This window comes from Cupriavidus sp. 01L45 (genome assembly GCF_056399885.1).
The window spans coordinates 31,272-55,398 of record NZ_JBFTSG010000063.1 but is presented as its reverse complement, the minus strand read 5'-3'; the positions used below and the strand labels follow the sequence as shown (position 1 = coordinate 55,398).

Genomic DNA, 24,127 nt, shown 5'->3' with positions numbered 1-24,127 from the left:
CCCCTTCCCATCCCGAACAGGACCGTGAAACGACTCCACGCCGATGATAGTGCGGATACCCGTGTGAAAGTAGGTAATCGCCAGGCTCTCCCTTGAAACCCCCCAGTACGAAAGTACTGGGGGGTTTTGCTTTTGCGGCGGCGATTCACGCTGCTCCTTCGGAGTTTTGCGCCGAAACAAGCACAGCGCTCTGATCCGCTCGTGGCGAAAAGGCCGATTAAAGCCTGCTTCAAGCAAACCTTCTTGTCCGCGATCGCCAGCACAAGGTACAGGTCCAGTCGCAAGTTAGCGCGATGACGGCAGAAGAACCCGCATTCCTCGCTTCACTGCCGTGAAGCCGATCGTAACCAACGCCCCGGCCAGCAGACCGATCATCGCATTGATCAGCATCGGTGCCGCTATTTCCAGTCCACTGCCGAGCAACGGTACTTCCCCAAGCATTTGCGTTGTTACCTCCGTCAGGCGATGCATGCCAGGAAATCCGTGTGCCAGTATCCCGCCGCCAACCAGGAACATTGCCACGGTACCCACAACGGAAAGTATACGCATTAGCCAAGGCGCCAGCCGAAGAACCCCGCGGCCCACGGCTCGCGCGAGGGTGGAGGCTTTCTGACTAAGATACAGGCCGGCATCGTCGAGCTTGACGATGCCGGCCACTAGCCCGTAGACACCCACTGTCATGACGAGGGCGATGGCGGACAGCACGGCCACCTGCGTACCAAACGGCGCGCCGGAGACGGTCCCCAGTGAGATCACGATGATCTCGGCGGACAGGATGAAATCCGTGCGCACGCGCCGCGGATCTTCGCCTTCTCGTCAATTGCTGAATCCGTCGGAGGATCTTGTGCCTGATGCTCGCCAGGAGGATCTACTTCGCTCCGTGACTCTCCGTGCATGAAGCGGTGCGCGATCTTTTCAAATCCTTCGTAGCAAAGGAACGCGCCGCCCACCATCAGCAGTGGCACGATCGCCCAAGGGGTCGCAGCACTGATTGCGAGCGCAGCCGGTACCAGAATCGCCTTGTTGCGCAAAGAACCCACCGCAACCGACCACACAACCGGCAACTCGCGATCGGCTTTCACGCCGCTGACCTGTTGCGCATTGAGGGCAAGATCGTCGCCCAGGACACCAGCGGTCTTCCTGGCAGCCACCTTGCTCATGGTTGCCACATCGTCAAGGATCGAGGTGATGTCGTCGATCAACAAAAGCAGGCTGGTGCCGGCCATATTTCAAGCTCCCATGTCGGTGCTGAGTAGGAGAGGCCCTTCAGGTGATCAAGGCCGCATGGCAAGATATTGCCATATGGAAAGACGGCGATTGATCCCATACCCACTCTATTTGGGGGCGATCCTGGCGGTTCGCCTTCAGTGGGCTGTTAGCTTGCAGGCTAAAATCGAGCGAGAACCGTTCGCTTCCTCGGCCGTAGGGGAAATATCTAAAATCAATGCTTGTCGCGTCATTCCTGTTGCGCGGCTTGGGCGTCGCGTCGTGGCAGTGGAGCCAACTCGCGAATTGCGTCAGGAGGGGCAGCGCATCCATTCGAGTTTGCCCATCGAATGGCTGGATGACGAACTGCCATACCTAGTGGGTATGCGATCCAGGCAAGAGCAGTTCGATCTGATTTGCTTTTGAGATGGCTGATTTTTACTGTGAACCTGTCGCACGATGCTTTGCCAGGCGCCTTACTGCGGTACTCAACGGACCTGCGGTGGCTGACGATCCCCCCGCTATCGGTCGGCCCAGGTGTAGCCGTGATAGTCAGGAGACGCGCCTGTTAAGCGTTGGCAATCGCCCGGCGATAATGTTCAGCGGAGTCCAAAATCGCTTGGTCAAGGTTCGCTTGTGCAATCGCCATCGTGTGAGATGCTCCTGGCGCTGAGCATCTAGGCACCTCGTAGAACTTTGATTCCGCACTCTCATTCGCTCGATGAGGCTCATGCCTGGCGCTTCTGGCTATGCGCGCTGGTTTGCCGTCATGCTAGGATTTTGCCAGGCTCTGGGAGATAGCCATGGTTCAAAAGCTGTTCCACGAATTGCCCGTGAATGAACGCGGCGACTTTGAATCCGCCTGCGCGCGGCATGGATTTGTTCGAGAAGACTTCGAGGTGAGCGAGGAAGAGGGCATTTCGCGAGGCAGCGGGGCGAGTCATATCCCCCGGAAAATCACTGTCGCCCGAGTGGGCGGAGACGTCCAAGTCTATCCCGCAGCTACCGGCATTTCGTGGACAGTCGCATTTGAACGAGATCTGGAGCGCGGCGAATTTGGATTCCCTCTTGCGGACTAGCTAAGGGATGGGAGAGGTCGCTGCGTGGAAGAAACGGGGGAGGGGTATGCTGAAGCAGGCTAGATCGAGCCGGTGGTGCTGACACCGGCGGTTGCAAGTATTCCCACCGTGGGAGGATGGCGGGAATGGAACCCGGCTTTGGGATGCACAAATGAAAACAGCGCCTTGGTTAAGGCGCTGTTTTGCAGGGCAAATTCTTGGGGTGGCTGATGGGACTCGAACCCACGACGACAGGAATCACAATCCTGGACTCTACCAACTGAGCTACAGCCACCGTAGAGGTTGCTCAGCTGGCTGCTGAGCAACGAAGAACAAGATCATACAATACCAAAAGGCGGATGGCTAGCACTCTGCACAAATTTTTTCTCTGCGCTGCCTTATGCGATTTCAGCCGGTTAGGTCGGTTACCGCGACGCGCGCAAGTGAGTGCTGCCGTAACCCACCTATGAAAGCTTGGCCGACTCCTCCAGCTCAAGCATGCGGCAGATGGCTGCCATGCTGCCCACCATGGTGCGTCGTTGCGCACCCTGGTAGATACGCACGCCTTTGGATTGGCGGAATGGTACGGGCTTGACGGGGCGGCGGGCGGAGAGGCGGTTGGCTGGCAGCATGGCTACACCTGGTGACTTGCAACAACAGTTAGCGGTGCCCGACTAGCGGGCGGCGTTGGCACAATCGGGCGTCGGCGTGATACGGGCTTGCCCGCCTCAGCCGCACTCGTCAGAAGCCGCTGGGTCGGATCAAGCCGACGGCGATACCTTCCAGAGAGAATTCTTCGCGGCCGGGGCGCACGATGATGCTGGGGAAATCGGGATTCTCGGCAATGAGTTCGATCGAGTCGCCGCGGCGGTTGAGGCGTTTGACGGTGACGTCGTCTCCCAGTCGCGCAACGACGATCTTGCCGTTCGGGGCCTCGCTGGCACGCTTGACCGCAAGCAGATCGCCATCGAGGATGCCGGCGGCCCGCATGCTCAGGCCACGTACCCGGAGCAGGTAGTCAGGTTGCACGTCGAACACCGAAGCGTCGACCTGGTATTGGCGATCGATGTGTTCTGCGGCAAGGATCGGGCTACCGGCCGCGACGCGCCCGACCAGGGGCAGCGTCAGTTGCATCACGCCGGCCATTGGCAGCGAGAATTGGTCTGGTAGTTCTGAGTCGCTGCGCGAAACCTTGAGCCGGATGCCGCGCGAGGCGCCGGGGGTGAGTTCGATTACGCCCTTGCGGGCCAGAGCCCTCAGGTGTTCCTCGGCAGCATTGGGCGATGAGAAGCCGAACTTGGCGGCGATCTCGGCGCGTGTGGGCGGAAAGCCCGTGTGCTGGAGGCTGCTGCGAATCAGATCGAAAATCTGCTGCTGTCGCGGTGTCAGGGTCGCCATGGTCGCCGTGTTGGAAAGCACTGTATGTTTAAACAGTATGCTGTGATTTTATACAGTATCGAGTGAAGTGCAAGCGGAATTTTGGGAGTTTGCGCATCGACAGGTGCGTCAGGCGAGGCTCACCGCGCCGTGCGGCGTGAGCCTGGGCGTTACAATTCGCGGCACTTGCAGCCTAATTTTTCGCTCGCTGCTTAACCTTTCTGGCTTTCGATCTCTATCTCGCCATGTCCCTCCTGCCTCGTGTCGTCGTGCTTGCTACCGGTGGCACCATTGCCGGTTCTTCATCCAGTGCTGCCAGCAGCGCGAAGTACCAGGCGGCCACGGTGCCTGTGACGGCGCTGCTTGATGCTGTGCCGGCGCTCGGTGCCGTGGCCCGCGTCGAGGCGGAGCAGGTGGCGCAGGTGGATAGCAAGGACATGTCGTTCGTCCTCTGGGCCCGGTTGGTTGAACGCGTTGCGTTCTGGTCTGCGCAGGCCGATGTGGCGGGCATTGTGATTACCCATGGCACCGATACGCTGGAGGAGACGGCAATGCTGCTGCATCTGGCATGGGTGGGCACGGTGCCGGTGGTGCTGACGGCGGCGATGCGGCCTTCGACCTCCCTGTCGGCCGATGGTCCCTTGAACCTGCTGGACGCGGTACGGGTGGCTGCCAGCGCCGGGGCGGCGGGCAAGGGCGTGCTACTGGTGATTAATCAGGAAATCCATGCCGGGCGGGATGTGGTGAAGGGACATACGTCAGCGGTCAACGCTTTTGTGTCGCCGCTGGCTGGCCCGATCGGGTTCGTGCAGGACGACCTCGTGCGATTTGTCCGTGCGCCCCGGCTGTTGCCGGACCGGGCCTGGGCCGTGCCGTGCAAGTGGCCGCAGGTGGAGATTATTGCTAGTTACGCGGAGCCCGGCCGGTTGGTGGTGGATGCTTTGGCGCAGGCAGGTGTGGCGGGGCTGGTCGTGGCGGCCGCAGGCAACGGGTCGGTTCACCAGTCGCTGGTCGATGCGCTGGTGGACGCGGCCGGGGCGGGAGTGGCCGTGGTGCGTAGCTCGCGCACCGGGGCAGGGCATGTGGCAATGCCGGCACCTCCACGACCGGCTTCAGGTGCCTTCGTTTCTGCAGGCGATCTCAATCCATATAAGGCGCGCGTGCTCCTGATGCTGGCCCTGGCGACAACGCCCGGACTGGCTGCGGATCCCGCTGCGTTGCAGGCGCTCTTCGCCGAAAACTAAGGCGGCTTGCTCCAAAAGGCAAAAGCACGCTATACTTTAAGGCTATCCAACCTTGCTGCACCGGACATGGCGCCCGGGCGGCTTATCCAAAAGGAGCGTCAATGCGTCATTACGAAATCGTATTTATCGTCCATCCGGACCAGAGCGAACAAGTTCCGGCCATGATCGAGCGTTACAAGACGCTGGTCACGTCGCAGGAAGGCCAGATCCACCGTGTGGAAGACTGGGGCCGCCGTCAGATGGCCTACATGATCCAGAAGCTGGCCAAGGCTCACTACGTTTGCCTGAACATCGAATGCGGCAAGGAAACCCTGGCTGAACTCGAACACGCGTTCAAGTTCAACGACGCGGTGCTGCGCCACCTCATCGTTCAGACCAAGAAGGCCGAAACCGCACCGTCCCCGATGATGAAGGAAGTGCAGCGCGAAGAAGCCCGCAAGGCCGCGCAACAGACCAGCGAAGTCCAGGCCGCCTAAGTGCGGACTGTTGTGGTTGCCGTGGGCGTTGAACGCCGCGGCGGCAAGTGCGGGCATCGGTGCGGGAGAGTGCGTTGAACCAGCTAAGGCTCTGCGCAACGCTCGCGGAACGCGATGCCTTGCGTTACACCCCGGCCGGGGTCCCCGTTGTCAACTGCATCTTGCAGTACGCGGGCGAGACGGTCGAGGCGCAAACGCCCAGGCAGGTGGAATTCGCCATCGCCGCCATGGGAATCGGTCAGATCGGCCAGCGGCTTGAGCGGACTCCGCTCGGCGCGATGCTCGACTGCGAAGGATTCCTGGCCCGCAAGCACCGCAACAGCAAGGCTCTCGTCTTTCACATCACTGGATGTAAAGCATTCGAAAAGGATTGAATCATGGCATTCGTCAAACGTGACAACAAGAACAAGAAGCGCTTCCAGCAGCAAAACCCGCTGTTCAAGCGCAAGCGCTTCTGCCGCTTCACCGTGGCTGGCGTGGAACAGATCGACTACAAGGATCTGGACACCCTGAAGGATTTCATCGGCGACAACGGCAAGATTACCCCCGCCCGCCTGACCGGCACCAAGGCGCACTATCAGCGTCAGCTCGATACGGCTATCAAGCGCGCGCGTTTCCTCGCGCTGATGCCTTACACCGACCTGCACAAGAACTGATCGGCCCTAGGTCCGTTAAGGAGAAAACACGATGCAAATTATTCTGCTTGAGAAAGTCATCAATCTGGGCAACCTGGGTGACATCGTTCGCGTGAAGGACGGCTATGCCCGTAACTTCCTGATCCCGAACAAGAAGGCCCGCCGTGCTACCCAGACCGCTATCAGCGAGTTTGAAGTCAAGCGCGCTGAACTGGAAAAGGCAGCTGCCGAGAAGCTGGCCGCGGCCCAGGGCGAAGGCGAAAAGCTGAACGGCCTGACCGTGCAAATCACCCAGAAGTCGGGTGTGGACGGCCGCCTGTTCGGTTCCGTCACCAACGCCGACATCGCCGAAGCGCTGGCTGGTCAAGGCTTCAAGGTTGAGAAGGCGCAAGTGCGCCTGCCGAATGGCCCGCTGAAGATCGTCGGCGACCATCCGGTCAGCGTTTCGCTGCATACCGACGTGCTGGTCGACGTGACGGTTTCCGTCCTGGGCGAACACGTCTAAGCACTGATCTCGCTACCGGTCCCGCTTGTGCCTGTTGGGCTGGCAGGGCCGGTTGCCGGTATCGGGCTTGACCAAACAAAAAGGCAGGAGCGTTTTGCTCCTGCCTTTTTGTTTGGCCGCTACCCTCGTTTGCATCATTGCCACAGGGCTGGTTGTCCCGCCGTCACTTGGCCGGACGCGGTAACAACCGGCTGCGAATTCTCCCCCGGCTGTCTGGCGGCGACCGTTATAATCCCTTCCCATGAACGCGCCCGTCGCAGACCCCCAACTAGATAATCTCAAGGTTCCACCGCACTCCATCGAGGCCGAGCAATCGGTGCTGGGTGGCTTGCTGCTGGACAATGCCGCCTGGGACCGTATCGCCGATTTCCTGTCCGAAGCGGACTTCTACCGCTTCGATCACCGGATGATCTTCCAGAGCATCTCCCGGTTGATCGCCGCCACCAAGCCCGCCGACGTCATCACTGTCTACGAGACGCTTCAGGTCGCTGGCAAGGCGGAGGAGGTGGGCGGGCTGGCCTATCTGAATTCGCTGGCGCAGAACACACCTAGTGCTGCCAATATCCGCCGCTATGCGGAAATCGTGCGCGAGCGTTCGGTGCTGCGCAAGCTGGTCACCGCGGCCGACGATATCGCCAGTGCGGCCTTCGCCCCCAAGGGGCGCGAAGTGCGGGAACTGCTCGACGAAGCCGAATCAAAGGTGTTCGCCATTGCCGAGGAGGGCTCGCGCGGGCAGAAGGGCTTCCAGGAGATCCAGCCGCTGCTGACGCAGGTGGTGGAGCGCATCGACGAGTTGTACCACCGTGACTCGAGTACCGACGTGACGGGCGTGCCGACGGGATTCATCGATCTGGACCGCATGACCAGCGGCATGCAGGCGGGCGACCTGATCATCGTTGCCGGGCGCCCCTCGATGGGTAAGACCGCCTTCTCGCTGAATATCGGCGAGCACGTGGCGGTGGAGCAGGGCCTGCCCGTGGCGGTGTTCTCGATGGAAATGGCCGGCACACAGCTGGCCATGCGTATGCTTGGCTCGGTCGGCCGCCTGGACCAGCACCGCCTGCGTACTGGCCGCCTGCTCGACGAGGACTGGCCACGGCTTACACATGCCATCCAGCGCATGAACGATGCCCAGTTGTTCATCGACGAAACCCCGGCGCTGAGCTCGATGGAACTGCGGGCCCGCTCGCGGCGGCTGGCGCGCCAGTGCGGCCAGCTTGGCCTGATCATCATCGACTATTTGCAGTTGATGTCGGGTTCGGGCGGCGGTGAAAACCGCGCGACCGAAATCTCGGAAATCTCGCGTTCGCTCAAGGGGCTGGCCAAGGAACTCAACTGTCCGGTGATCGCGCTCTCGCAGCTGAACCGAAGCCTTGAGCAGCGGCCCAACAAGCGCCCGGTGATGTCCGACTTGCGTGAATCCGGCGCTATCGAACAGGATGCCGACGTGATCCTGTTTATTTACCGTGATGAGGTCTACAACCCGGATTCGCAGGACAAGGGCACGGCCGAAATTATTATCGGTAAACAGCGTAACGGCCCCATCGGGACCGTGCGCCTGACTTTCTTGGGTCAATTCACGAAGTTTGACAACTTCAGCGGCGGCCCCGCTTTCTTCGATAACGATACCTGAAGCCTGTCCTGGCGCGGCTTGCCGGGCATCGTGGCTCGGCTGCGATGGTGGATTGTCCATGCCGCTTGTCAAAGTCCTCCGGCTTCGCTCCACAACCCTGTAAAATATTGCGTTTTGATGACAGCCGCCCCAGGGCGGCTGTCATGCAATGCGTACCTGCCTCATTCAGCAATAACCCGCGGCGCCCCCGCGCTTCGACAAGGAACATTCCATGTTCGGCCGATTCATGCCCACCGAGGGCAAGTTCTTCGAATACTTCAACCAGCATGCCGATTGCGCGGTGACCGCCGCCCGCGAGCTGGAGGTGCTGGTCAACGATCTGCCCAATGCCGAGGCGCATGCGCGCCGCGTGCAGGCCACTGAAAAGAAGGCTGATCGCATTACGCACGACACGATCGACCTGCTGCACAAGACCTTCATCACGCCGCTGGACCGCGACGAGATTCACAAGCTCATCACCACCATGGACGATATCCTCGACCTGATGGAAGACGTGGCGGAAACCATCTCGCTGTACGACGTGACCAGCCTGACGGACGAGGCGCGCAAGCTCGCCGCCATCTGCGTGCAGTGCTGCGACCAGGTCAAGATCGCGGTCGGCCTGCTTGAAGACATGAGCAATGCCAGCGCGATCCTGAAGACGGCACAGCAGATCGACCAGCTCGAGTCCGAGGCCGATCGCGTAATGCGCGCGGCGATGTCCAAGCTGTTCCGCGACGAGACGGACGTCAAGCGCCTGATCAAGCTGAAGGCCATCTACGAGCAACTGGAAACCATCACCGACAAGTGCGAGGACGTTGCCAACATCATCGAAGGCATCGTCCTGGAAAACGCCTGAGGCACACATCGGAATGCAGACCATACAAATGAGCTTGTGGGTGATCGCCCTGCTGGTGGCGCTCGCCTTGCTGTTCGATTTCATGAACGGCTTCCACGATGCCGCCAACTCGATTGCCACGGTGGTGTCGACGGGCGTGCTCAAGCCGCACCATGCGGTGGCGATGGCCGCCATGTGCAACGTGGTGGCTATCTTTATCTTCCACCTCAAGGTGGCGGCCACGGTGGGAACCGGCACGATCGACGTCAATATTGTCGATCACTATGTCATCTTCGGCGCCCTGATGGGTGCCATTGCCTGGAACCTGATCACCTGGTACTACGGCATTCCCTCGTCGTCCTCGCACGCGCTGATCGGCGGCCTGGTTGGCGCCGCGGTGGCCAAGAGCGGCACCGGTGCGCTGGTTGGTGGTGGCTTGCTCAAGACCGTGGCCTTTATCGTGATCTCACCGCTGCTGGGTTTCCTGCTCGGTTCGCTGATGATGGTGATCGTGGCCTGGACGTTCTTTCGCACGCCGCCGTCGCGGGTGGACCGCTGGTTCCGCAGGCTGCAGCTGATCTCGGCCTCGCTCTACAGCCTGGGCCACGGAGGCAATGACGCGCAAAAGACCATCGGCATCATCTGGATGTTGCTGATCGCCAGCGGTCACGTGGCGCAGGGCGGCGCGGAGCCGCCGGTCTGGGTCATCGTTTCCTGCTACGTGGCGATCGGCATGGGTACCATGTTCGGTGGCTGGCGCATCGTGCGTACCATGGGCCAGAAGATTACCAAGCTCAAGCCGGTAGGCGGCTTTTGCGCGGAGACCGGTGGCGCGATCACGCTGTTCATCGCTTCGGCGCTGGGCGTGCCGGTGTCGACCACGCACACCATCACGGGCGCCATCGTCGGCGTGGGTTCGGTGCAGAAGATGTCGGCGGTGCGCTGGGGCGTGGCGGGCAACATCGTCTGGGCCTGGGTGCTGACCATTCCGGCTTCTGCCTTCATGGCAGCCATCGCGTGGTGGATCGGCCGGCACGTGCTCTGAGCGATCGGACACCTCTTCGACAAGAATGCAAAAAGCCAGGCGCAATGCCTGGCTTTTTGTTTGTTGCGGTGCGGGAGAGCGTATGCCGTCAGCGATTGGCGAATGCGGCGATGGGGTCGTCGTCCACCGGCACCGGCGGCACAACCGATGGCTGCGGCGCCGGTGAGGCAGCCGGCGGCGGCGTAAACCCTGTCGCGACCCGTCGGGCACCGTTGTAGCGGGAGGCCCAATAGGATTTGCTCATGTCCTCAAGGCGCACCGTGCCGCCGGTGGAGGGTGCATGGACAAAGCGGTYCTGCCCGACATAGATGCCGACATGCGAATTGGCGCGGCCCGTGGTATTGAAGAAAACCAGGTCGCCCGATGCCACCTGGCTGCGCTCCAGCGCGACTCCGCGATCGCCCATGGCTTCGGTGGTGCGCGGCAAGTTGACGTTGGCGGCGCGCAGCACGACATAGCGCACCAGGCCGCTGCAGTCGAAGCCGGAGTCAGGCGTATTGCCGCCGTAGCGATAGGGCGTGCCAACCAGGGACATGGCCTGGATGGACACTTCTTCGAGCCCGGCGCTGGGATCGACCATGGGCGGGGCCGATGCCCGGGACTGGGCGCCGGGCCGCGTCGGCGGAGCAGAGGCGCAGGCGGCAAGCAGCAGCGCAGCGGTGCAAAGCGCGGGCAGGCGGGCGCTGTCGAAGACGCCGGCCAGCAAAGGCGCGGGTCTTCCGGTATGGGCTATCTGGCGCGGTGGCATCCTTCTCGGTCCGGTCCCGGGTCAGGTGCCGCGCCAGTGGCGGGCAGGCAGCGAAGCTGCCGCCCGTGGGCCTACCAGCGCAACTGTGCGTTGTATGTGCCAGTACTGACGGTTATCGACTTGGCCTGACCCTTATAAGTCGCTTCGATATTGTAGCTGCCTTGCGGGGCCTTTATCAGGCACTTCGGGCCCGATGCCGTGAAGCTGGCCACTTCGTGGCCTTCTCGCGTCATGCGTACGGCCACATCGGCGACATATTCGCCGCGCTCGCCCTGGGTGAACAGGACGCCCATATTGAAGTTCTTTTGTTGCGCGGCCAGTTGTTGCTGTTCGTCCGCGGCGATACCGCCGCAAACATAGCTGACCGGGCCCATGGTGCGGATCACCATTTCGTCGGCAGCCAGCGCGGGAGCCGATAGCCATGAAAATGCGGCAATCACGATGCTGCCGGCGAGTGCCAGGCGCAATGGCCGCAATGGCCGCAATGGTCGTGATAGCTGTAGGGGCATGTACTTGCGGGCGCAAGCCAGATGGTGGTGCAGGTGGTTGTCCATCAATGTCTCCATCGATTCAACAAGCCGGAGGGGGCAAAAAAAGCGCCCGCCATTCGCCGGCACGCGAGGTGCCGATATGGCGGGCGCTCCGGATGCTTTGATGCTAGGCCAAGCCGGCAGACAAATCTGCCGGGTATGGTCCTACATGGGCTTCCGGTCGGTGGCCTTTACAGGACGTCCGCGGCATGATCGGCCAGGCGCGAGCGTTCGCCGCGCGCCAGCGTGACATGGCCACTGTGGCTCCACCCCTTGAACCGGTCTACCACGTAAGTGAGACCGGACGAGCCTTCGGTCAGGTAAGGCGTGTCGATCTGCGCGATATTGCCCAGGCAGATGATCTTGGTGCCGGGGCCGGCACGCGTTACCAGCGTCTTCATCTGCTTTGGCGTCAGGTTCTGCGCCTCATCGATGATGACGAACTTGTTGACGAAGGTGCGTCCGCGCATGAAGTTCATGCTCTTGACCTTGATGCGCGAGCGGATCAGTTCCTGGGTGGCGGCGCGGCCCCACTCGCCGGCACTGTCGTCGCTCTTTTGCAGCACTTCCAGGTTGTCGTCGAAGGCGCCCATCCAGGGCTGCATCTTTTCTTCCTCGGTGCCCGGCAGGAAGCCGATGTCCTCGCCGACCGGCACGGTGGCGCGGGTGACGATGATCTCGTTGTACAGCTTCTGGTCGAGCACCTGCTCCAGGCCCGCGGCCAGCGCCAGCAAGGTCTTGCCGGTACCGGCCTGGCCCAGCAGCGTGACGAAGTCGATCTCCGGATGCATCAGCAGGTTGAGTGCGAAGTTCTGCTCGCGGTTGCGCGCGGTCACGCTCCACACATTGTTCTTGTGGTGCGTGTAATCCTTGAGCGTCTGCAGCAGCGCTGTCTTGCCGTTGATTTCCTTGACCTGGGCGTACAGCGGCAGGCTGCCGTCGCTGGGCTCCATGTAGACGAACTGGTTGACCAGGAAGGAGGGCACCAGCGGGCCCGTCAGGCGATAGAACATCGCGCCGGACTTCGGGTCCTGCCAGCTTTCCACGCCCTTGCCATGCTTGGCCCAGAAGTCGTTGGGCAGCAGCATCACGCCCGAGTAGAGCAGGTCCTTGTCCTCGAGGACCTGGTCGTTGAAGTAATCCTCGGCGGGCAGGCCCAGGGCGCGCGCCTTGATGCGCATGTTGATGTCTTTCGACACCAGCACGACCTGGCGCTCCGGGAATTGCTGCTGCAACGCGCTGACCACGCCCAGGATCTGGTTGTCGGCCTTGCCCTGCGGCAGGCCGTCGGGCAGCTTGATCTCGTTGAGCTTGGTCTGCAGGAACAGCTTGCCTTGCGCGTCGCGGTTGCCCAGCTTGGCCAGCGGCAAGCCCTCGTCGAGCACGCCGTCGGTGCCGCCCACCAGCGCGTCCAGCGTGCGGCTGACGGTGCGCGCGTTACGGGCAACTTCGCTCATGCCCTTCTTGTGGTTGTCCAGCTCCTCGAGCGTCATCATCGGCAGATAGACGTCGTGCTCTTCGAAGCGGAACAGCGAGGACGGGTCGTGCATTAGCACATTGGTGTCCAGCACGAACAGCTTGCTGGGACCAACGTGTTTTTGTGCGCGGCGATTGGTGGTGCTCGGTACTGGCTTGGCGGGCGCCGAGGGTACGGCGGCCAGCGGCGGTACGGACTTCAGCGAGGACGGAGGCGCTTCCTTGGTGCGCGCTCGCGTCGAACCGCTGGCGCGGGCCACCACGGCCGGCGCGCCTTCCGCTTGGCTATTTCCGGTTTCCAGCAAGGCCACACGCTCCAGCGCCGGCACAGGTTTCTTACCCTGCGACGCTGATTTGGCCTTGGTCAGCTTGGTCACCGGGGCGAATTCGCTCGGGTCAAGCAATTGGGCAGGCTTGGCGGGCATGGTCGGCAGCGGCATGCTTGGCTTTCCTTTCAGGGGGAGAAGACGGCTGGAAAACGGCGCAGGACACTGGCGCGGCCGCTTGGCGCCGCGGACTTGCCGATCGTGTCCTGTGCGTGGGGGCAGTACAAACAAAAAAGCCGCCAGACCTGGGGGGCAGGTTTGGCGGCTTTTTTTCGGACCGGAGACACGGCAGGTCCGCTACCGGCCTGTGGCAGGAAGCGCCTGGGCCGGGACGATGAAGCAGCGTGGCATCCGGAATCTGAACTCATTAAAGGTCAATGTATCCGAACGTTTTCTGTTTTGCAATCGCTGGCCGAGACGACTTGCGAGGGTGTTGCTGCGGCGCATTAAACATGCCGTCCGCCAGGGCCAGGGAATGGCCCGGCAACCGCCCGAATCAGAGCGCGCGGACGATCTGCAGGACTTCGTCGACGTGGTTGGGGACCTTGATGCCGCGCATGGCGTGCCGCAGGATGCCCTTGCCGTCGATGATAAAGGTGCTGCGCTCGATGCCGCGCACTTCCTTGCCATACATTTTCTTCATCTTGATGACATCGAACAGATGGCAGACGGCTTCATCGCCATCGGAGATCAGCTCAAACGGCAGTTCCAGCTTGGCCTTGAAGTTCTCGTGCGACTTCAGGCTGTCGCGCGAGATGCCGAAGACCACGGTGCCGGCCTTGACGAAATCGTCATGCTGGTCGCGGAAGTTCATGGCTTCGGTGGTGCAACCCGGCGTGTTGTCCTTGGGATAGAAATACAGGACGACGGTTTTGCCGCGCTGGTCGGCAAGGCTGAACGTGCCGCCGGTGGCGGGCGCGCTGAAATCGGGTACGGGCTTGCTGAGACTGACTGTCATTCTTATGGCTCCTGGGAGGGGCAGGAAGGGGGCGGCTGCATGAGTGCTGCCACCATGGTGGCGGCAGATGGGGGCGGGCCCGGAAACTTCAAGCGTGGCGCGGACTTAACTTGCGGCACCGCCCGGCAGGCGGCGCGGCGGACTCAGGCCGGGTCTTCCAGCAGCAGGATGGCCGCCACCTTGCGGCCTTCAGCCATCAGGATATTGTAGGTGCGGCAGGCGGCCTGGAGATCCATCGCGTCTACGCCCACATGCAGGCGCGCCAGGGACGCGGTCAGGCGGGGGTGGGGGAAGCGCAGGCGGTTGCCGGTGCCAAGCAGCACCACCTCGGGCGAGTGCGCCAGCAGGCCTTCGAAATGCGCCGGCTCCAGGTCTTCGAAGCGCTGCACCGGCCAGGGCCGGATCTCGCCCTCGGGCATGACCAGCACGGATTCCGTGTAGCGCACCATATTGATGTCGATATAGCCCGGTCCGTAGGACGTCACCGTATTGAGAGCATTGGGCTGGTCAGCGTGGAGTTTCAAGGGCAAACCTTATCGGGCGCTGCCTTGGGCGGCCGTCCGGCACCCGGCCGGGCCGCGCAAGGCGGGTTGAGAGCATTTTGGGGCAGGTCGGGAGGGGGTTGCCGTCGCGGGGGCCGGGTGACGGCGCCGTACGCTGCAATGCAAGAATCCCTGCCGAAGTCTGTCATAATCCGATAAATTATAGCTTTTGCCTTCCTGCCTGCCACGTTTTGCGTTGCATCGCAGCGGATGCGCACAACGGGCCGCTCCTTTCCCACCCAGATTCCCTAGATTGCCGCCGCCAGCCGGCGGCGCTTGCCTCCTGCCGACATCGCCGTGAAACCGATCCAGAAATCCAATAAGCTCAACAATGTTTGCTATGACATCCGCGGCCCGGTGCTGGAGAAGGCCAAGCAGATGGAAGAGGAAGGCCACAAGATCATCAAGCTGAACATCGGCAACCTGGCCGTGTTCGGCTTCGACGCGCCGGAAGAGATCCAGCAGGACATGATGCGCAACCTGCCCAACTCGGCAGCCTACTCGGATTCCAAGGGCATCTTCGCCGCGCGCAAGGCGATCATGCACTACACGCAGCAGAAGAACATCGAGGGCGTTGGCCTGGACGATATCTACGTCGGCAACGGCGCCTCGGAACTGATCGTGATGTCGATGAACGCGCTGCTCAACAGCGGCGACGAAGTGCTGGTGCCGGCGCCGGATTACCCGCTTTGGACGGCCGCCGTGAGCCTCTCGGGGGGCACCCCGGTGCACTATGTGTGCGACGAGGCCAATGAATGGATGCCCGATCTCGACGATATCCGGGCCAAGATCACGCCGAATACCAAGGCGATCGTCGTCATCAACCCCAACAACCCCACCGGCGCGCTGTACTCGGACGAACTGCTCAAGAGCATCGTGACGATCGCGCGCGAGCATGGGCTGATCATCTTCGCGGACGAGATCTACGACAAGGTGCTGTACGACGGCCATACCCACACCTCGATCGCCTCGCTGTCGACCGATGTGCTGACCGTCACGTTCAACGGCTTGTCGAAGAACTACCGCTCGTGCGGCTACCGGTCCGGCTGGATGGTGGTGTCGGGCGACAAGCGGCCCGCCCTGGACTATATCGAGGGGCTGAACATGCTGTCCTCGATGCGCCTGTGCGCCAATGTGCCCGGCCAGTGGGCCATCCAGACCGCGCTGGGCGGCTACCAGAGCATCAACGACCTGGTGAACGAAGGCGGGCGCCTGCGCCGCCAGCGCGATATTGCCCATGAACTGATCACGCAGATTCCCGGCGTCACCTGCGTCAAGCCCAAGGCCGCGCTTTACCTGTTCCCCAAGCTCGACCTGTCGATGTACCCGATCCAGGACGACCAGGAGTTCATCTACGAACTGCTGCAGGAGTCCAAGGTACYGCTGGTGCAGGGTACGGGCTTCAACTGGGGCAAGCCCGACCATTTCCGTATCGTGTTCCTGCCGCACGAGGAAGACCTGCGCGAGGCCATCGGCCGCGTTGGCCGTTTCCTCGAGGCATATCGCAAGCGCCACGGCCACGCGGCCTGAGCGGCCCTGAACCGGTCCGTTTGCGGCGTCATTCATTTTTCAGCAACTCAGAGTCAGATCGTCCATGAATCCCATCAAAGTAGGCCTGCTTGGCATCGGTACCGTCGGTAGCGGCACGTTCAACGTGCTGCAACGTAACCAGGAGGAAATCCGCCGCCGCGCCGGGCGCGGCATCGAGATTGCCATGGTGGCCGACCTCAACACCGAGCGCGCCCGCGAGCTGACCGGTGGGCAGGTCGAGGTGGTGGCGGACGCCAACGAAGTCGTCACCCGTCCCGAGATCGACATCGTGATCGAGTTGATCGGCGGCTATGGGATTGCCCGCGAACTGGTGCTCAAGGCCATCGCGAACGGCAAGCACGTGGTCACCGCCAACAAGGCGCTGCTGGCCGTGCATGGCAACGAGATCTTCGAGGCCGCGCGCAAGAAGGGCGTGATCGTCGCCTTCGAAGCCGCTGTGGCCGGCGGCATCCCCATCATCAAGGCGCTGCGCGAAGGCCTGACCGCCAACCGCATCGAGTGGATCGCCGGCATCATCAACGGCACCACCAACTTCATCCTGTCGGAAATGCGCGACAAGGGCCTGGACTTCGACACCGTGCTCAAGCAGGCCCAGGCGCTGGGCTATGCCGAGGCCGACCCGACCTTCGACATCGAAGGCATCGACGCGGCTCACAAGATCACGCTGATGAGCTCGATCGCCTTCGGCATGCCGGTGCAGTTCGACAAGGCCTATGTGGAGGGCATCACCAAGCTGTCGGCCGTGGATATCCGCTACGCCGAAGAGCTGGGCTACCGCATCAAGCTGCTGGGCCTGACGCGCCGCCGCGAAAACGGCATCGAGTTGCGCGTGCACCCGACGCTGGTGCCGGCCAAGCGCCTGATCGCCAATGTGGAAGGCGCCATGAACGCCGTGCTGGTGCAGGGCGACGCCGTGGGCGCCACGCTGTACTACGGCAAGGGCGCCGGCGCCGAGCCGACCGCCTCGGCCGTGATCGCCGATCTGGTCGACGTGACCCGCCTGCACACCGCCGATCCCGAGCACCGCGTGCCTCACCTGGCGTTCCAGCCGGATGAGCTGTCCAGCGTGCCGGTGCTGCCGATCGAGGAGGTCACCAGCTCGTACTACCTGCGCATGCGCGTGGCGGACGAGACCGGCGTGCTGGCCGACATCACCCGCATCCTGGCCGACGCCGGCATTTCCATCGATGCCATGCTGCAGAAGGAATCGCGTGAAGGCGAGCCGCAGACCGACATCATCATGCTGTCGCACCTCACCCTGGAGAAGCAGGTCAACGCCGCCATCGCCAAGATCGAAGCGCTGCCGACCGTGCTGTCGGCCGTCACGCGCCTGCGCATGGAAGAACTGAACTGAACGCACCGATGAAATACCAGTCGACGCGCGGCCATGAGATGCCGCAAACCTTCTCCGAGATCCTGCTGGGCGGCCTGGCGCCGGACGGCGGCCTGTACCTGCCGCAGGAGTACCCGCAGGTCACGGCCGACGAGCTGGAGGCCTGGCGCAAGCTGTCGTACGCCGATCTCGCCTTTGAAGTGCTGTACCGCTTCTGCGACGACATCCCGGCTGAGGACCTGCGTGCGCTGACGCGCAAGACCTACACCGCCGAGGTGTACTGCAACGCCCGCCCCGGCGACAATACCGCGGATATCACGCCGCTGCGCACGCTGGGCGCAGAGGGTGGCGCGCCGCTGCAACTGCTGGGCCTGTCCAACGGTCCCACGCTGGCCTTCAAGGACATGGCCATGCAGCTGCTCGGCAACCTGTTCGAGTACGCGCTGGCGCGCGCCGGGCAGGAGCTGAACATCCTCGGCGCCACCTCCGGCGACACCGGCAGCGCGGCGGAATACGCCATGCGCGGCAAGCGCGGCATCCGCGTGTTCATGCTCAGCCCGCACCGCAAGATGAGCGCGTTCCAGACCGCGCAGATGTTCAGCCTGCAGGACCCGAACATCTTCAACCTGGCGGTCGAAGGTGTGTTCGACGACTGCCAGGACATTGTCAAGGCGGTCTCCAACGATCTCGACTACAAGGCCCGCCAGAAGATCGGCACGGTCAACTCGATCAACTGGGCGCGCGTGGTGGCCCAGGTGGTGTATTACTTCAAGGGGTGGCTGCTGGCTACCGACGGCCCCGGCCAGAAGGTGTCGTTCTGCGTGCCGTCCGGCAATTTCGGCAACGTCTGCGCCGGCCATATCGCGCGCATGATGGGCCTGCCGATCGACAAGCTGGTGGTCGCGACCAACGAGAACGACGTGCTCGACGAGTTCTTCCGCACGGGCACCTACCGCGTGCGCAAGTCGGCCGAGACGTATCACACCTCCAGCCCGAGCATGGACATCTCGAAGGCTTCGAACTTCGAGCGCTTCGTGTTCGACCTGCTGGGCCGCGACGCCGGCAAGCTGGCGACGATGTTCCGCGACGACATCGACACCAAGGGTGGCTTCGACCTGTCCGGCACGCCGGAATTCGAGCGCATCCGCGCCTTCGGCTTTGTCTCGGGCCGCAGCACGCACGAGGACCGCGTTGCCACCATCCGCGACCTGTCGGGGCGTTACGGCATCACCATCGACACCCATACCGCCGACGGCATCAAGGTCGCGCGCGAGCATCTCACGCCCGGCGTGCCGATGCTGGTGCTGGAAACCGCGTTGCCGGCCAAGTTCGCCGACACCATCCGCGAGGCGCTTGGCCACGAGCCGGAGCGTCCGGCCAGCTTTGAAGGCATCGAAAACCTGCCGCAGCGCTTCGAGGTGATGCCGGCCGAGGTGGAGCGGATCAAGGCTTATATCGCCGGCCACACGGGCCTGTAGGCGCCAGCCCGTGCAGGCGGCGTTCCTGCCGCCTGCGCGCCAACTCGCTACAATCAGACTTGCCGAGCTGAATCGCACGGCCCTCGCATTGCCCCGGATGTATCGGCGGCGGTACGCGGGCCGTTTCCCATGGCGGATGGATGGCCATGGGTTTGCTGTCTCACGCTGACTTACCTACCTGTTCCCGTCATGACCCAAGCTGCCGCGCCCCCCCGTCCCCCCATGCTGACCATGGCCGAGGCTCTCGAAGCCTTGCTGGCCGGCGCCAGCCCGATCGCCGAAGCCGAGCGCATCGCCACGCTGGACGCCAACGGGCGCGTGCTGGCCGCGCCGGTATCTAGCACGCTGGACGTGCCGCCGGCCGACAATACGTCGATGGACGGCTACGCCATGCGAAGTGCCGACGTGGCCGCGCCGGGCGCGCGGCTGCGGGTGGCCCAGCGCATTCCCGCCGGCCATGTCGGCACGGCGCTGGCGGCCGGCACGGCTGCCCGCATCTTCACCGGTGGCCTGATCCCGCCGGGGGCGGATGCGGTGGTGATGCAGGAACAGTGCGTGGCGGAAGGCAACGATGTGATCGTCAATCACGCGCCGCAACCGGGCGAGTGGATCCGCCGGGCCGGCGAGGACATCCGCGCCGGCAGCGTGATCCTGCCAGCCGGCACGCGGCTCACGCCGCAGGCGCTGGGGCTGGCCGCCTCGGTAGGGCAGGCGGCGCTGGACGTTGTGCGGCGCGTCAAGGTGGCGGTGTTCTTCACCGGCGACGAACTGGCCATGCCGGGCGAGCCCCTCAAGCCCGGTGCCATCTACAACTCCAACCGCTTCACGCTGCGCGGACTACTGGAAAACCTGGGGTGCGAGGTCAGCGATTTCGGCATCGTGCCCGATACCCTGGCCGCCACGCGCGACACCCTGCGCCGGGCCGCCGATGGGCATGACCTGATCATCACGTCCGGCGGCGTCTCTGTGGGCGAGGAAGACCACATCAAGCCGGCCGTGGAGGCGGAAGGGCGGCTCAACCTGTGGCAGATCGCCATCAAGCCGGGCAAGCCGCTGGCCTTCGGCGAGGTAGCGCGCGGCGATCAGGCGCCGGCCTATTTCCTGGGCCTGCCGGGCAATCCGGTCTCCAGCTTCGTGACGTTCCTGCTCTTCGTGCGGCCCTTTATCCTGCGGCTGCAGGGCGTGCAGAACGTGTTGCCGCGCCGGCTGCCGCTGCGCGCCGATTTCGACCTGCCCAAGGGCGACCGCCGCAATGAATTCCTGCGCGTGCGCGTCAACCAGGCTGGCGGGCTCGACCTGTTTCCCAACCAGAGTTCGGGGGTGCTGACCTCCACCGTGTGGGGCGACGGCCTGGTCGACAATCCGCCCAACCAAGCGATCGCGCGGGGCGACACCGTGCAGTACATCGCTTTCGACGGCCTGCTGGCATGAGGAGCGAGACCGCCATGCATATCGAGTTGCGTTTTTTTGCCAGCGTGCGCGAGCAGTTGGGCCTGGGACAGGAACGGGTCGAGGTGCCCCCGGCGGTGGCCACCGTTGCGGACCTGCGGCGGTGGCTGGGCGCCCGCGGCGGCGCATGGGCCGAGGTGCTGGCTGAAGGCCGGGCCTTGCGCATGGCCGTGGACCATGAGGTGGCGAGCGCGGACAGCATGCTGGCCGACGGCTGCGAAGTGGCGTTTTTCCCGCCGGTGACCGGAGGCTGACATGAGCGTTAGAGTGCAGCGCGAGGATTTCGACCTGGGCGCGGAGGTGGCGGCATTGCGCCACGGCCAGCCGGGCGTGGGCGCGGTGGCCAGTTTCGTCGGCACCGTGCGCGACATGAACGACGGCAGCCCGGTCAGCGCGATGGAACTGGAGCACTATCCCGGCATGACCGAAAAGGCGTTGGCGCGGATCGAAGCCGTTGCGCGTGAGCGCTGGGAACTGCTCGGCGTCACCATCGTGCATCGGGTCGGACCCCTGCTGCCGCTGGACCAGATCGTGCTGGTGGCGGTGGCCTCCGCGCATCGCGGCAATGCGTTTGCCGCCTGCGAGTTCATCATGGATTACCTCAAGTCCGAAGCGCCGTTCTGGAAAAAGGAACAGACGCCGGAGGGCGAGCGCTGGGTCGACGCGCGGGTGACCGATGAGTCCGCGCTGGCGCGCTGGGGCATTCGCTCGCTGAATGCCAGCGGGGAGGCGCCGGAAGGCAGCGCCACCCCGGTGCAGGCGGAAGACACGGGCATCAAGCACTGATGGGCGGGCTCGGTTTTATTGCGGTCGGGGTCGGTGCCGCGATGGGGGCCTGGCTGCGGTGGGTGTTCTCGGTCCTGTGGAATGCGGCCAACCCGGCGCTGCCCTATGGCACGCTGACGGCCAACCTGGTGGGCGGTTACCTCATCGGCCTGGCGGCAGGATTCTTTGGCGCGCACGCGGATCTGTCGCCCGAATGGCGCCTTCTGGCCGTGACCGGCTTCCTGGGGGGCCTGACGACCTTTTCCACCTTTTCCAGCGAGGTTGTCGCCAACCTGATGGCGGGCGACTATGGCTGGGCGGCGGTTCACCTGGCTGCGCATCTTGGCGGCTCGCTGCTGCTGACCGCGCTGGGCTTGTGGACCTACCGGCTGCTGGCCTGAAGGTAGCGGCTCATGGCGCCGGTGCAGCGGGCAAGCCAGGCCAGTCAAGCATCCCAAGCAAGGCTGTGTTGAAGGCCGCCGGCCGCTCGATATGTGGGGCATGGCCGGTGCCATCGACGGTGGCAAGGCGCGCGGCCGGTTGCAGTGCCAGTGTGGCCAGGCCCACGGCCGGCGCGTAGAGTCGGCTGTGCTGCCCGACCAGGTGGAATAAGGGAAGGCGAGCCTGGCGCAACGCCGGGCGATAGTCCTGGCGCGCCATGTCTTCCCACAGCGCGGCGAGCGCGTCCGGCGCGCACTGCCGCATGATGCCGGTGATGCGGCCTGATTGCGCCGCATCGGGTTCGCTGCCGGCGGACCAGAGTCCGGCGCGCACCGAATCGATCAGGCTGGGCCAGTCCTTGCGCACGTGCATGGCCATTCTTGCGGCCTGGACCCTGTCGTAGCATCCGTGCAGGCCGTGCGGCCATTCCGCGTCTCCGACCAGGCGCGGCGTCATGTCGATGGCGCCGACGGCGGCCAGCGGCAGCGCGGGATGGCCGCGCATCAGTTCCCAGGCCACCATCGCCCCCATCGACCATCCGACCACCACGACGTCCCGCAGGCCCAGGTGCCCGATCAGCGCTGCCGCATCCGCGGCCAGCCGCGCAATGCTGGCTTGCCCCGCATGCGGCAGCGCAGCAGACAAGCCGTGTCCGGCGTGGTCGGGGGCGATTACGCGATAGCCGAGTCGCGCCAGCGCGCGCTGGCCGTCGAAGGCTTCGCCGGATAGCGACCACCCGTGCAGGAGCAGCAACGCTTGCCCGCTGCCCGTCTCCCGCCAGCCTGGCCGGGCCGCGCTGGCGGCGTGGACGGCGAAGGCCGGAGCCAGGCCGGCTGGCTCGGCTTGCGTGGCATGGGGCGCCGTGTGAGAAGCATCCAATGGCGATGGTTCCAGTCGATGTGTTGGCCTGCCAGGCGGCGTGCCCATGTTCCCCGGATGGGTGGCAGGGCTCCGGGTAAGCGATGTATTGACATTCGGATGGCTAACTTTATATCATGAAACATGAATCAGCTATCATGTTTTGAGGTCGGCCGGAGCGGGCAGTTGCCGCGGTGCAAGACCGCAATATAGCTGCCGAGATTCCGGCCCGACCGGCCACCGCGGAGCCCCGATGTCCCTTACCGAATCCGGCGTAAGCCAGCCCAAGACCGCACGCGGCCAGAAGACCCGCGAAGCACTGCTGCGCGCCGCTGAAAAAGTATTCGGAGAGAAGGGCTACTACGTGGCTTCGATCTCCGAGATCACGCAGGAAGCCGAGGTGGCGATGGGCACCTTCTACCTCTACTTCAAGGACAAGGAAGACATCTTCCGCGCGCTGGTGCAGCACATGCTGGAGCTGGTGCGCGCCCACTTGCGCAAGCACGTGGGGCCGGCGCAAACGCAGATCGAGGCCGAGCGGCTCGGGCTCAAGGCTTTCCTTTCCTTCGTGTCGCGCCACAAGAACCTGTACCGCATCGTGCTCGATTCCTACTCGGTCGACGAGACCATCTACAGCAGTTATTTCCAGGTCTTCGCCGACGTCTACAGCCGGCGCCTGGGCAAGGCCGAGGAGCAAGGCGAGATTTCGCCGGGCGATGCCGAAGTGCGGGCGTGGTGCCTGATCGGCATCAGCAATTTCCTCGGTATGCGCTACGCGCTGTGGAAGCGGCCGGCGTCGATGGACAAGGTGGTCGATACCGCCTTCGACATGATCTCTCACGGATTGGCCGCACGATGAGCGCGCTGGTACTGGTCGAGCGTAGCGGCAGCACGGCAGTGCTGCGGCTCAACCGCGCCGAGCGCCACAACAGCCTGGTGCCAGGGTTGCTGGAGGACTTGCTGGCGGCGCTTGAACGCGTGGAGGCCGATCCGGACGTCCGCGCCGTGGTGCTCGGCCATGCCGGCCGGTCGTTTTCCACGGGCGGCGACGTGGGTGCCTTTGCCGCTTTCCCGCCACAAAGCGCTGAACTGGAACAGTATGCGCACCGGCTGCTTGGCCTGCTGAACGCCGCCATCCTGCGCCTGGCGGCGCTGCGTTGCCCGGTGATCGCAGCGGTGGAGGGCTGGCTGACCGGCGGCGCGCTGGGCCTGGCGCTCGCCTGCGATATGACGGTGCTGGGCGAGGGCGCGCGCATTGCGCCGTACTACACGGTGGTGGGCTTCAGCCCGGACGGCGGCTGGACCGCCATGCTGCCCCAGATGATTGGTGCCGCAAGGGCGTGCGCGATCCAGCTTGAGAACACGACGTTGACCGCGGGACAAGCCGCCTCGCTGGGCATGGTCACGCATCTYGCGCCTTCCGGCGAAGCCGAGGCCATGGCGCTGTCACTGGCGGCCGGACTGAAGGACAAGGTAGCCGGCAGCGTGGCGAGTACGCGCGCGCTGCTGCGCTGGGACCCTGAGGTCCTGGCGCACGGCCTCGAGCGAGAGCGCGCGGCGTTTGTGGCGCAGGTGACGCGCGCCGAGGCCGCCGCCGGCATGCGCCGCTTCCTGGGCGGCGCGGATGCGGGCTGAAGGAGCGGAGCAATAGGGCGGCCACGGTCAATCGCCGCGAT

26 protein-coding genes, 1 tRNA gene, 1 rRNA gene and 1 pseudogene are annotated in these 24,127 nt (G+C 63.8%); 19 read left to right on the top strand and 10 right to left on the bottom strand.

The window, feature by feature from the left end; genetic code table 11:
• Positions 1-86: ribosomal RNA gene (rrf, locus tag AC1DT6_RS33510) — 5S ribosomal RNA — on the top strand; the annotation flags it as partial.
• Positions 87-285: 199 nt separating this feature from the next.
• On the opposite strand, the pseudogene AC1DT6_RS33505 reads toward rrf, so the two are convergent.
• Positions 286-1,226: pseudogene (locus tag AC1DT6_RS33505) on the bottom strand (DUF808 domain-containing protein).
• A 783-nt stretch (positions 1,227-2,009) separates the two neighbouring features.
• Here AC1DT6_RS33505 and AC1DT6_RS33500 point away from each other — a divergent pair.
• Positions 2,010-2,285, top strand: coding sequence for a hypothetical protein (locus AC1DT6_RS33500; protein ID WP_441630795.1), 276 nt, complete (start codon positions 2,010-2,012; stop codon positions 2,283-2,285).
• 198 nt (positions 2,286-2,483) lie between these two features.
• Here the strand turns inward: AC1DT6_RS33500 and AC1DT6_RS33495 are convergent.
• The 3 genes from AC1DT6_RS33495 to lexA all read right to left on the bottom strand — a co-directional run bounded on the left by AC1DT6_RS33495 (position 2,484) and on the right by lexA (position 3,662).
• Positions 2,484-2,559 (bottom strand) — tRNA-His (locus tag AC1DT6_RS33495).
• Between the two features lie 169 nt (positions 2,560-2,728).
• Positions 2,729-2,896 (bottom strand): hypothetical protein, encoded by a 168-nt coding sequence (locus AC1DT6_RS33490; protein WP_200876818.1) that lies wholly within the window; start codon positions 2,894-2,896, stop codon positions 2,729-2,731.
• Positions 2,897-3,005: 109 nt separating this feature from the next.
• Positions 3,006-3,662: a transcriptional repressor LexA gene (gene lexA, locus AC1DT6_RS33485; RefSeq protein WP_477115267.1), complete on the bottom strand. Its 657-nt coding sequence runs from the start codon at positions 3,660-3,662 to the stop codon at positions 3,006-3,008.
• A gap of 224 nt (positions 3,663-3,886) precedes the next feature.
• On the opposite strand from lexA, the gene AC1DT6_RS33480 reads away from it, so the two are divergent.
• The 8 genes from AC1DT6_RS33480 (at position 3,887) to AC1DT6_RS33445 (ending at position 9,996) form a co-directional block, all read left to right on the top strand.
• Entirely contained in the window at positions 3,887-4,885 is a 999-nt protein-coding gene (locus tag AC1DT6_RS33480) for an asparaginase (protein ID WP_441630792.1), read from the top strand.
• A 101-nt stretch (positions 4,886-4,986) separates the two neighbouring features.
• The gene (gene rpsF, locus AC1DT6_RS33475; RefSeq protein WP_006163598.1) at positions 4,987-5,361 is read left to right on the top strand and encodes a 30S ribosomal protein S6; all 375 of its coding nucleotides are present in this window, start codon (positions 4,987-4,989) and stop codon (positions 5,359-5,361) included.
• A 74-nt stretch (positions 5,362-5,435) separates the two neighbouring features.
• Positions 5,436-5,735 (top strand): primosomal replication protein N, encoded by a 300-nt coding sequence (priB, locus tag AC1DT6_RS33470; protein WP_017228959.1) that lies wholly within the window; start codon positions 5,436-5,438, stop codon positions 5,733-5,735.
• A gap of 3 nt (positions 5,736-5,738) precedes the next feature.
• On the top strand, positions 5,739-6,017 hold the full coding sequence (rpsR, locus tag AC1DT6_RS33465; RefSeq protein ID WP_006163606.1) for a 30S ribosomal protein S18: 279 nt from the start codon (positions 5,739-5,741) through the stop codon (positions 6,015-6,017).
• 31 nt (positions 6,018-6,048) lie between these two features.
• Positions 6,049-6,501 (top strand): 50S ribosomal protein L9, encoded by a 453-nt coding sequence (gene rplI, locus AC1DT6_RS33460; protein WP_441630790.1) that lies wholly within the window; start codon positions 6,049-6,051, stop codon positions 6,499-6,501.
• Between the two features lie 241 nt (positions 6,502-6,742).
• Positions 6,743-8,134 (top strand): replicative DNA helicase, encoded by a 1,392-nt coding sequence (locus AC1DT6_RS33455; RefSeq protein WP_035872375.1) that lies wholly within the window; start codon positions 6,743-6,745, stop codon positions 8,132-8,134.
• Positions 8,135-8,345: 211 nt separating this feature from the next.
• On the top strand, positions 8,346-8,972 hold the full coding sequence (locus AC1DT6_RS33450; protein ID WP_035872371.1) for a DUF47 domain-containing protein: 627 nt from the start codon (positions 8,346-8,348) through the stop codon (positions 8,970-8,972).
• A gap of 13 nt (positions 8,973-8,985) precedes the next feature.
• Positions 8,986-9,996 carry an inorganic phosphate transporter gene (locus tag AC1DT6_RS33445; RefSeq protein WP_045239979.1) on the top strand — a complete coding sequence of 337 codons (1,011 nt, stop codon included), beginning with the start codon at positions 8,986-8,988 and terminating at the stop codon, positions 9,994-9,996.
• Positions 9,997-10,084: 88 nt separating this feature from the next.
• Here AC1DT6_RS33445 and AC1DT6_RS33440 read toward each other — a convergent pair whose 3' ends face one another.
• The 5 genes from AC1DT6_RS33440 to AC1DT6_RS33420 all read right to left on the bottom strand — a co-directional run bounded on the left by AC1DT6_RS33440 (position 10,085) and on the right by AC1DT6_RS33420 (position 14,558).
• Positions 10,085-10,744, bottom strand: a complete 660-nt coding sequence (locus AC1DT6_RS33440) for a C40 family peptidase (protein ID WP_477115266.1) — start codon at positions 10,742-10,744, stop codon at positions 10,085-10,087.
• A 71-nt stretch (positions 10,745-10,815) separates the two neighbouring features.
• Positions 10,816-11,298: a hypothetical protein gene (locus AC1DT6_RS33435; RefSeq protein WP_477115265.1), complete on the bottom strand. Its 483-nt coding sequence runs from the start codon at positions 11,296-11,298 to the stop codon at positions 10,816-10,818.
• 167 nt (positions 11,299-11,465) lie between these two features.
• Positions 11,466-13,190, bottom strand: a complete 1,725-nt coding sequence (locus AC1DT6_RS33430; protein WP_441630785.1) for a PhoH family protein — start codon at positions 13,188-13,190, stop codon at positions 11,466-11,468.
• Positions 13,191-13,572: 382 nt separating this feature from the next.
• Positions 13,573-14,034: a peroxiredoxin gene (locus AC1DT6_RS33425; RefSeq protein WP_035872353.1), complete on the bottom strand. Its 462-nt coding sequence runs from the start codon at positions 14,032-14,034 to the stop codon at positions 13,573-13,575.
• 143 nt (positions 14,035-14,177) lie between these two features.
• Complete coding sequence (locus AC1DT6_RS33420) at positions 14,178-14,558, bottom strand: Mth938-like domain-containing protein (protein ID WP_035872350.1); 381 nt, start codon at positions 14,556-14,558, stop codon at positions 14,178-14,180.
• 315 nt (positions 14,559-14,873) lie between these two features.
• On the opposite strand from AC1DT6_RS33420, the gene AC1DT6_RS33415 reads away from it, so the two are divergent.
• From AC1DT6_RS33415 to crcB, 7 genes are all read left to right on the top strand, one after another.
• Positions 14,874-16,106, top strand: a complete 1,233-nt coding sequence (locus tag AC1DT6_RS33415) for a pyridoxal phosphate-dependent aminotransferase (protein ID WP_477115264.1) — start codon at positions 14,874-14,876, stop codon at positions 16,104-16,106.
• A gap of 64 nt (positions 16,107-16,170) precedes the next feature.
• Positions 16,171-17,481 carry a homoserine dehydrogenase gene (locus tag AC1DT6_RS33410; protein WP_441630780.1) on the top strand — a complete coding sequence of 437 codons (1,311 nt, stop codon included), beginning with the start codon at positions 16,171-16,173 and terminating at the stop codon, positions 17,479-17,481.
• An 8-nt stretch (positions 17,482-17,489) separates the two neighbouring features.
• Positions 17,490-18,938 carry a threonine synthase gene (gene thrC / locus AC1DT6_RS33405; RefSeq protein WP_441630778.1) on the top strand — a complete coding sequence of 483 codons (1,449 nt, stop codon included), beginning with the start codon at positions 17,490-17,492 and terminating at the stop codon, positions 18,936-18,938.
• A gap of 189 nt (positions 18,939-19,127) precedes the next feature.
• Positions 19,128-20,369, top strand: a complete 1,242-nt coding sequence (locus AC1DT6_RS33400) for a molybdopterin molybdotransferase MoeA (RefSeq protein WP_441630776.1) — start codon at positions 19,128-19,130, stop codon at positions 20,367-20,369.
• A gap of 14 nt (positions 20,370-20,383) precedes the next feature.
• Positions 20,384-20,641 (top strand): molybdopterin converting factor subunit 1, encoded by a 258-nt coding sequence (moaD, locus tag AC1DT6_RS33395; protein WP_035872339.1) that lies wholly within the window; start codon positions 20,384-20,386, stop codon positions 20,639-20,641.
• Between the two features lies 1 nt (position 20,642).
• Complete coding sequence (gene moaE, locus AC1DT6_RS33390) at positions 20,643-21,173, top strand: molybdopterin synthase catalytic subunit MoaE (RefSeq protein WP_441630773.1); 531 nt, start codon at positions 20,643-20,645, stop codon at positions 21,171-21,173.
• A complete protein-coding gene (gene crcB, locus AC1DT6_RS33385) occupies positions 21,173-21,553 on the top strand; it encodes a fluoride efflux transporter CrcB (protein ID WP_441630771.1) in 381 nt (126 codons plus the stop codon). Before moaE ends, crcB begins: the two co-directional genes overlap by 1 nt.
• A 10-nt stretch (positions 21,554-21,563) precedes the next feature.
• Here crcB and AC1DT6_RS33380 read toward each other — a convergent pair whose 3' ends face one another.
• Complete coding sequence (locus AC1DT6_RS33380) at positions 21,564-22,472, bottom strand: alpha/beta fold hydrolase (protein WP_441630769.1); 909 nt, start codon at positions 22,470-22,472, stop codon at positions 21,564-21,566.
• 232 nt (positions 22,473-22,704) lie between these two features.
• Here AC1DT6_RS33380 and AC1DT6_RS33375 point away from each other — a divergent pair, with 232 nt between their 5' ends.
• Together AC1DT6_RS33375 and AC1DT6_RS33370 are read left to right on the top strand one after the other, a co-directional pair.
• Positions 22,705-23,310: a TetR/AcrR family transcriptional regulator gene (locus tag AC1DT6_RS33375; RefSeq protein ID WP_006161576.1), complete on the top strand. Its 606-nt coding sequence runs from the start codon at positions 22,705-22,707 to the stop codon at positions 23,308-23,310.
• A complete protein-coding gene (locus tag AC1DT6_RS33370; protein WP_441630767.1) occupies positions 23,307-24,086 on the top strand; it encodes an enoyl-CoA hydratase/isomerase family protein in 780 nt (259 codons plus the stop codon). Before AC1DT6_RS33375 ends, AC1DT6_RS33370 begins: the two co-directional genes overlap by 4 nt.
• The last annotated feature ends 41 nt before the right edge of the window (positions 24,087-24,127 follow it).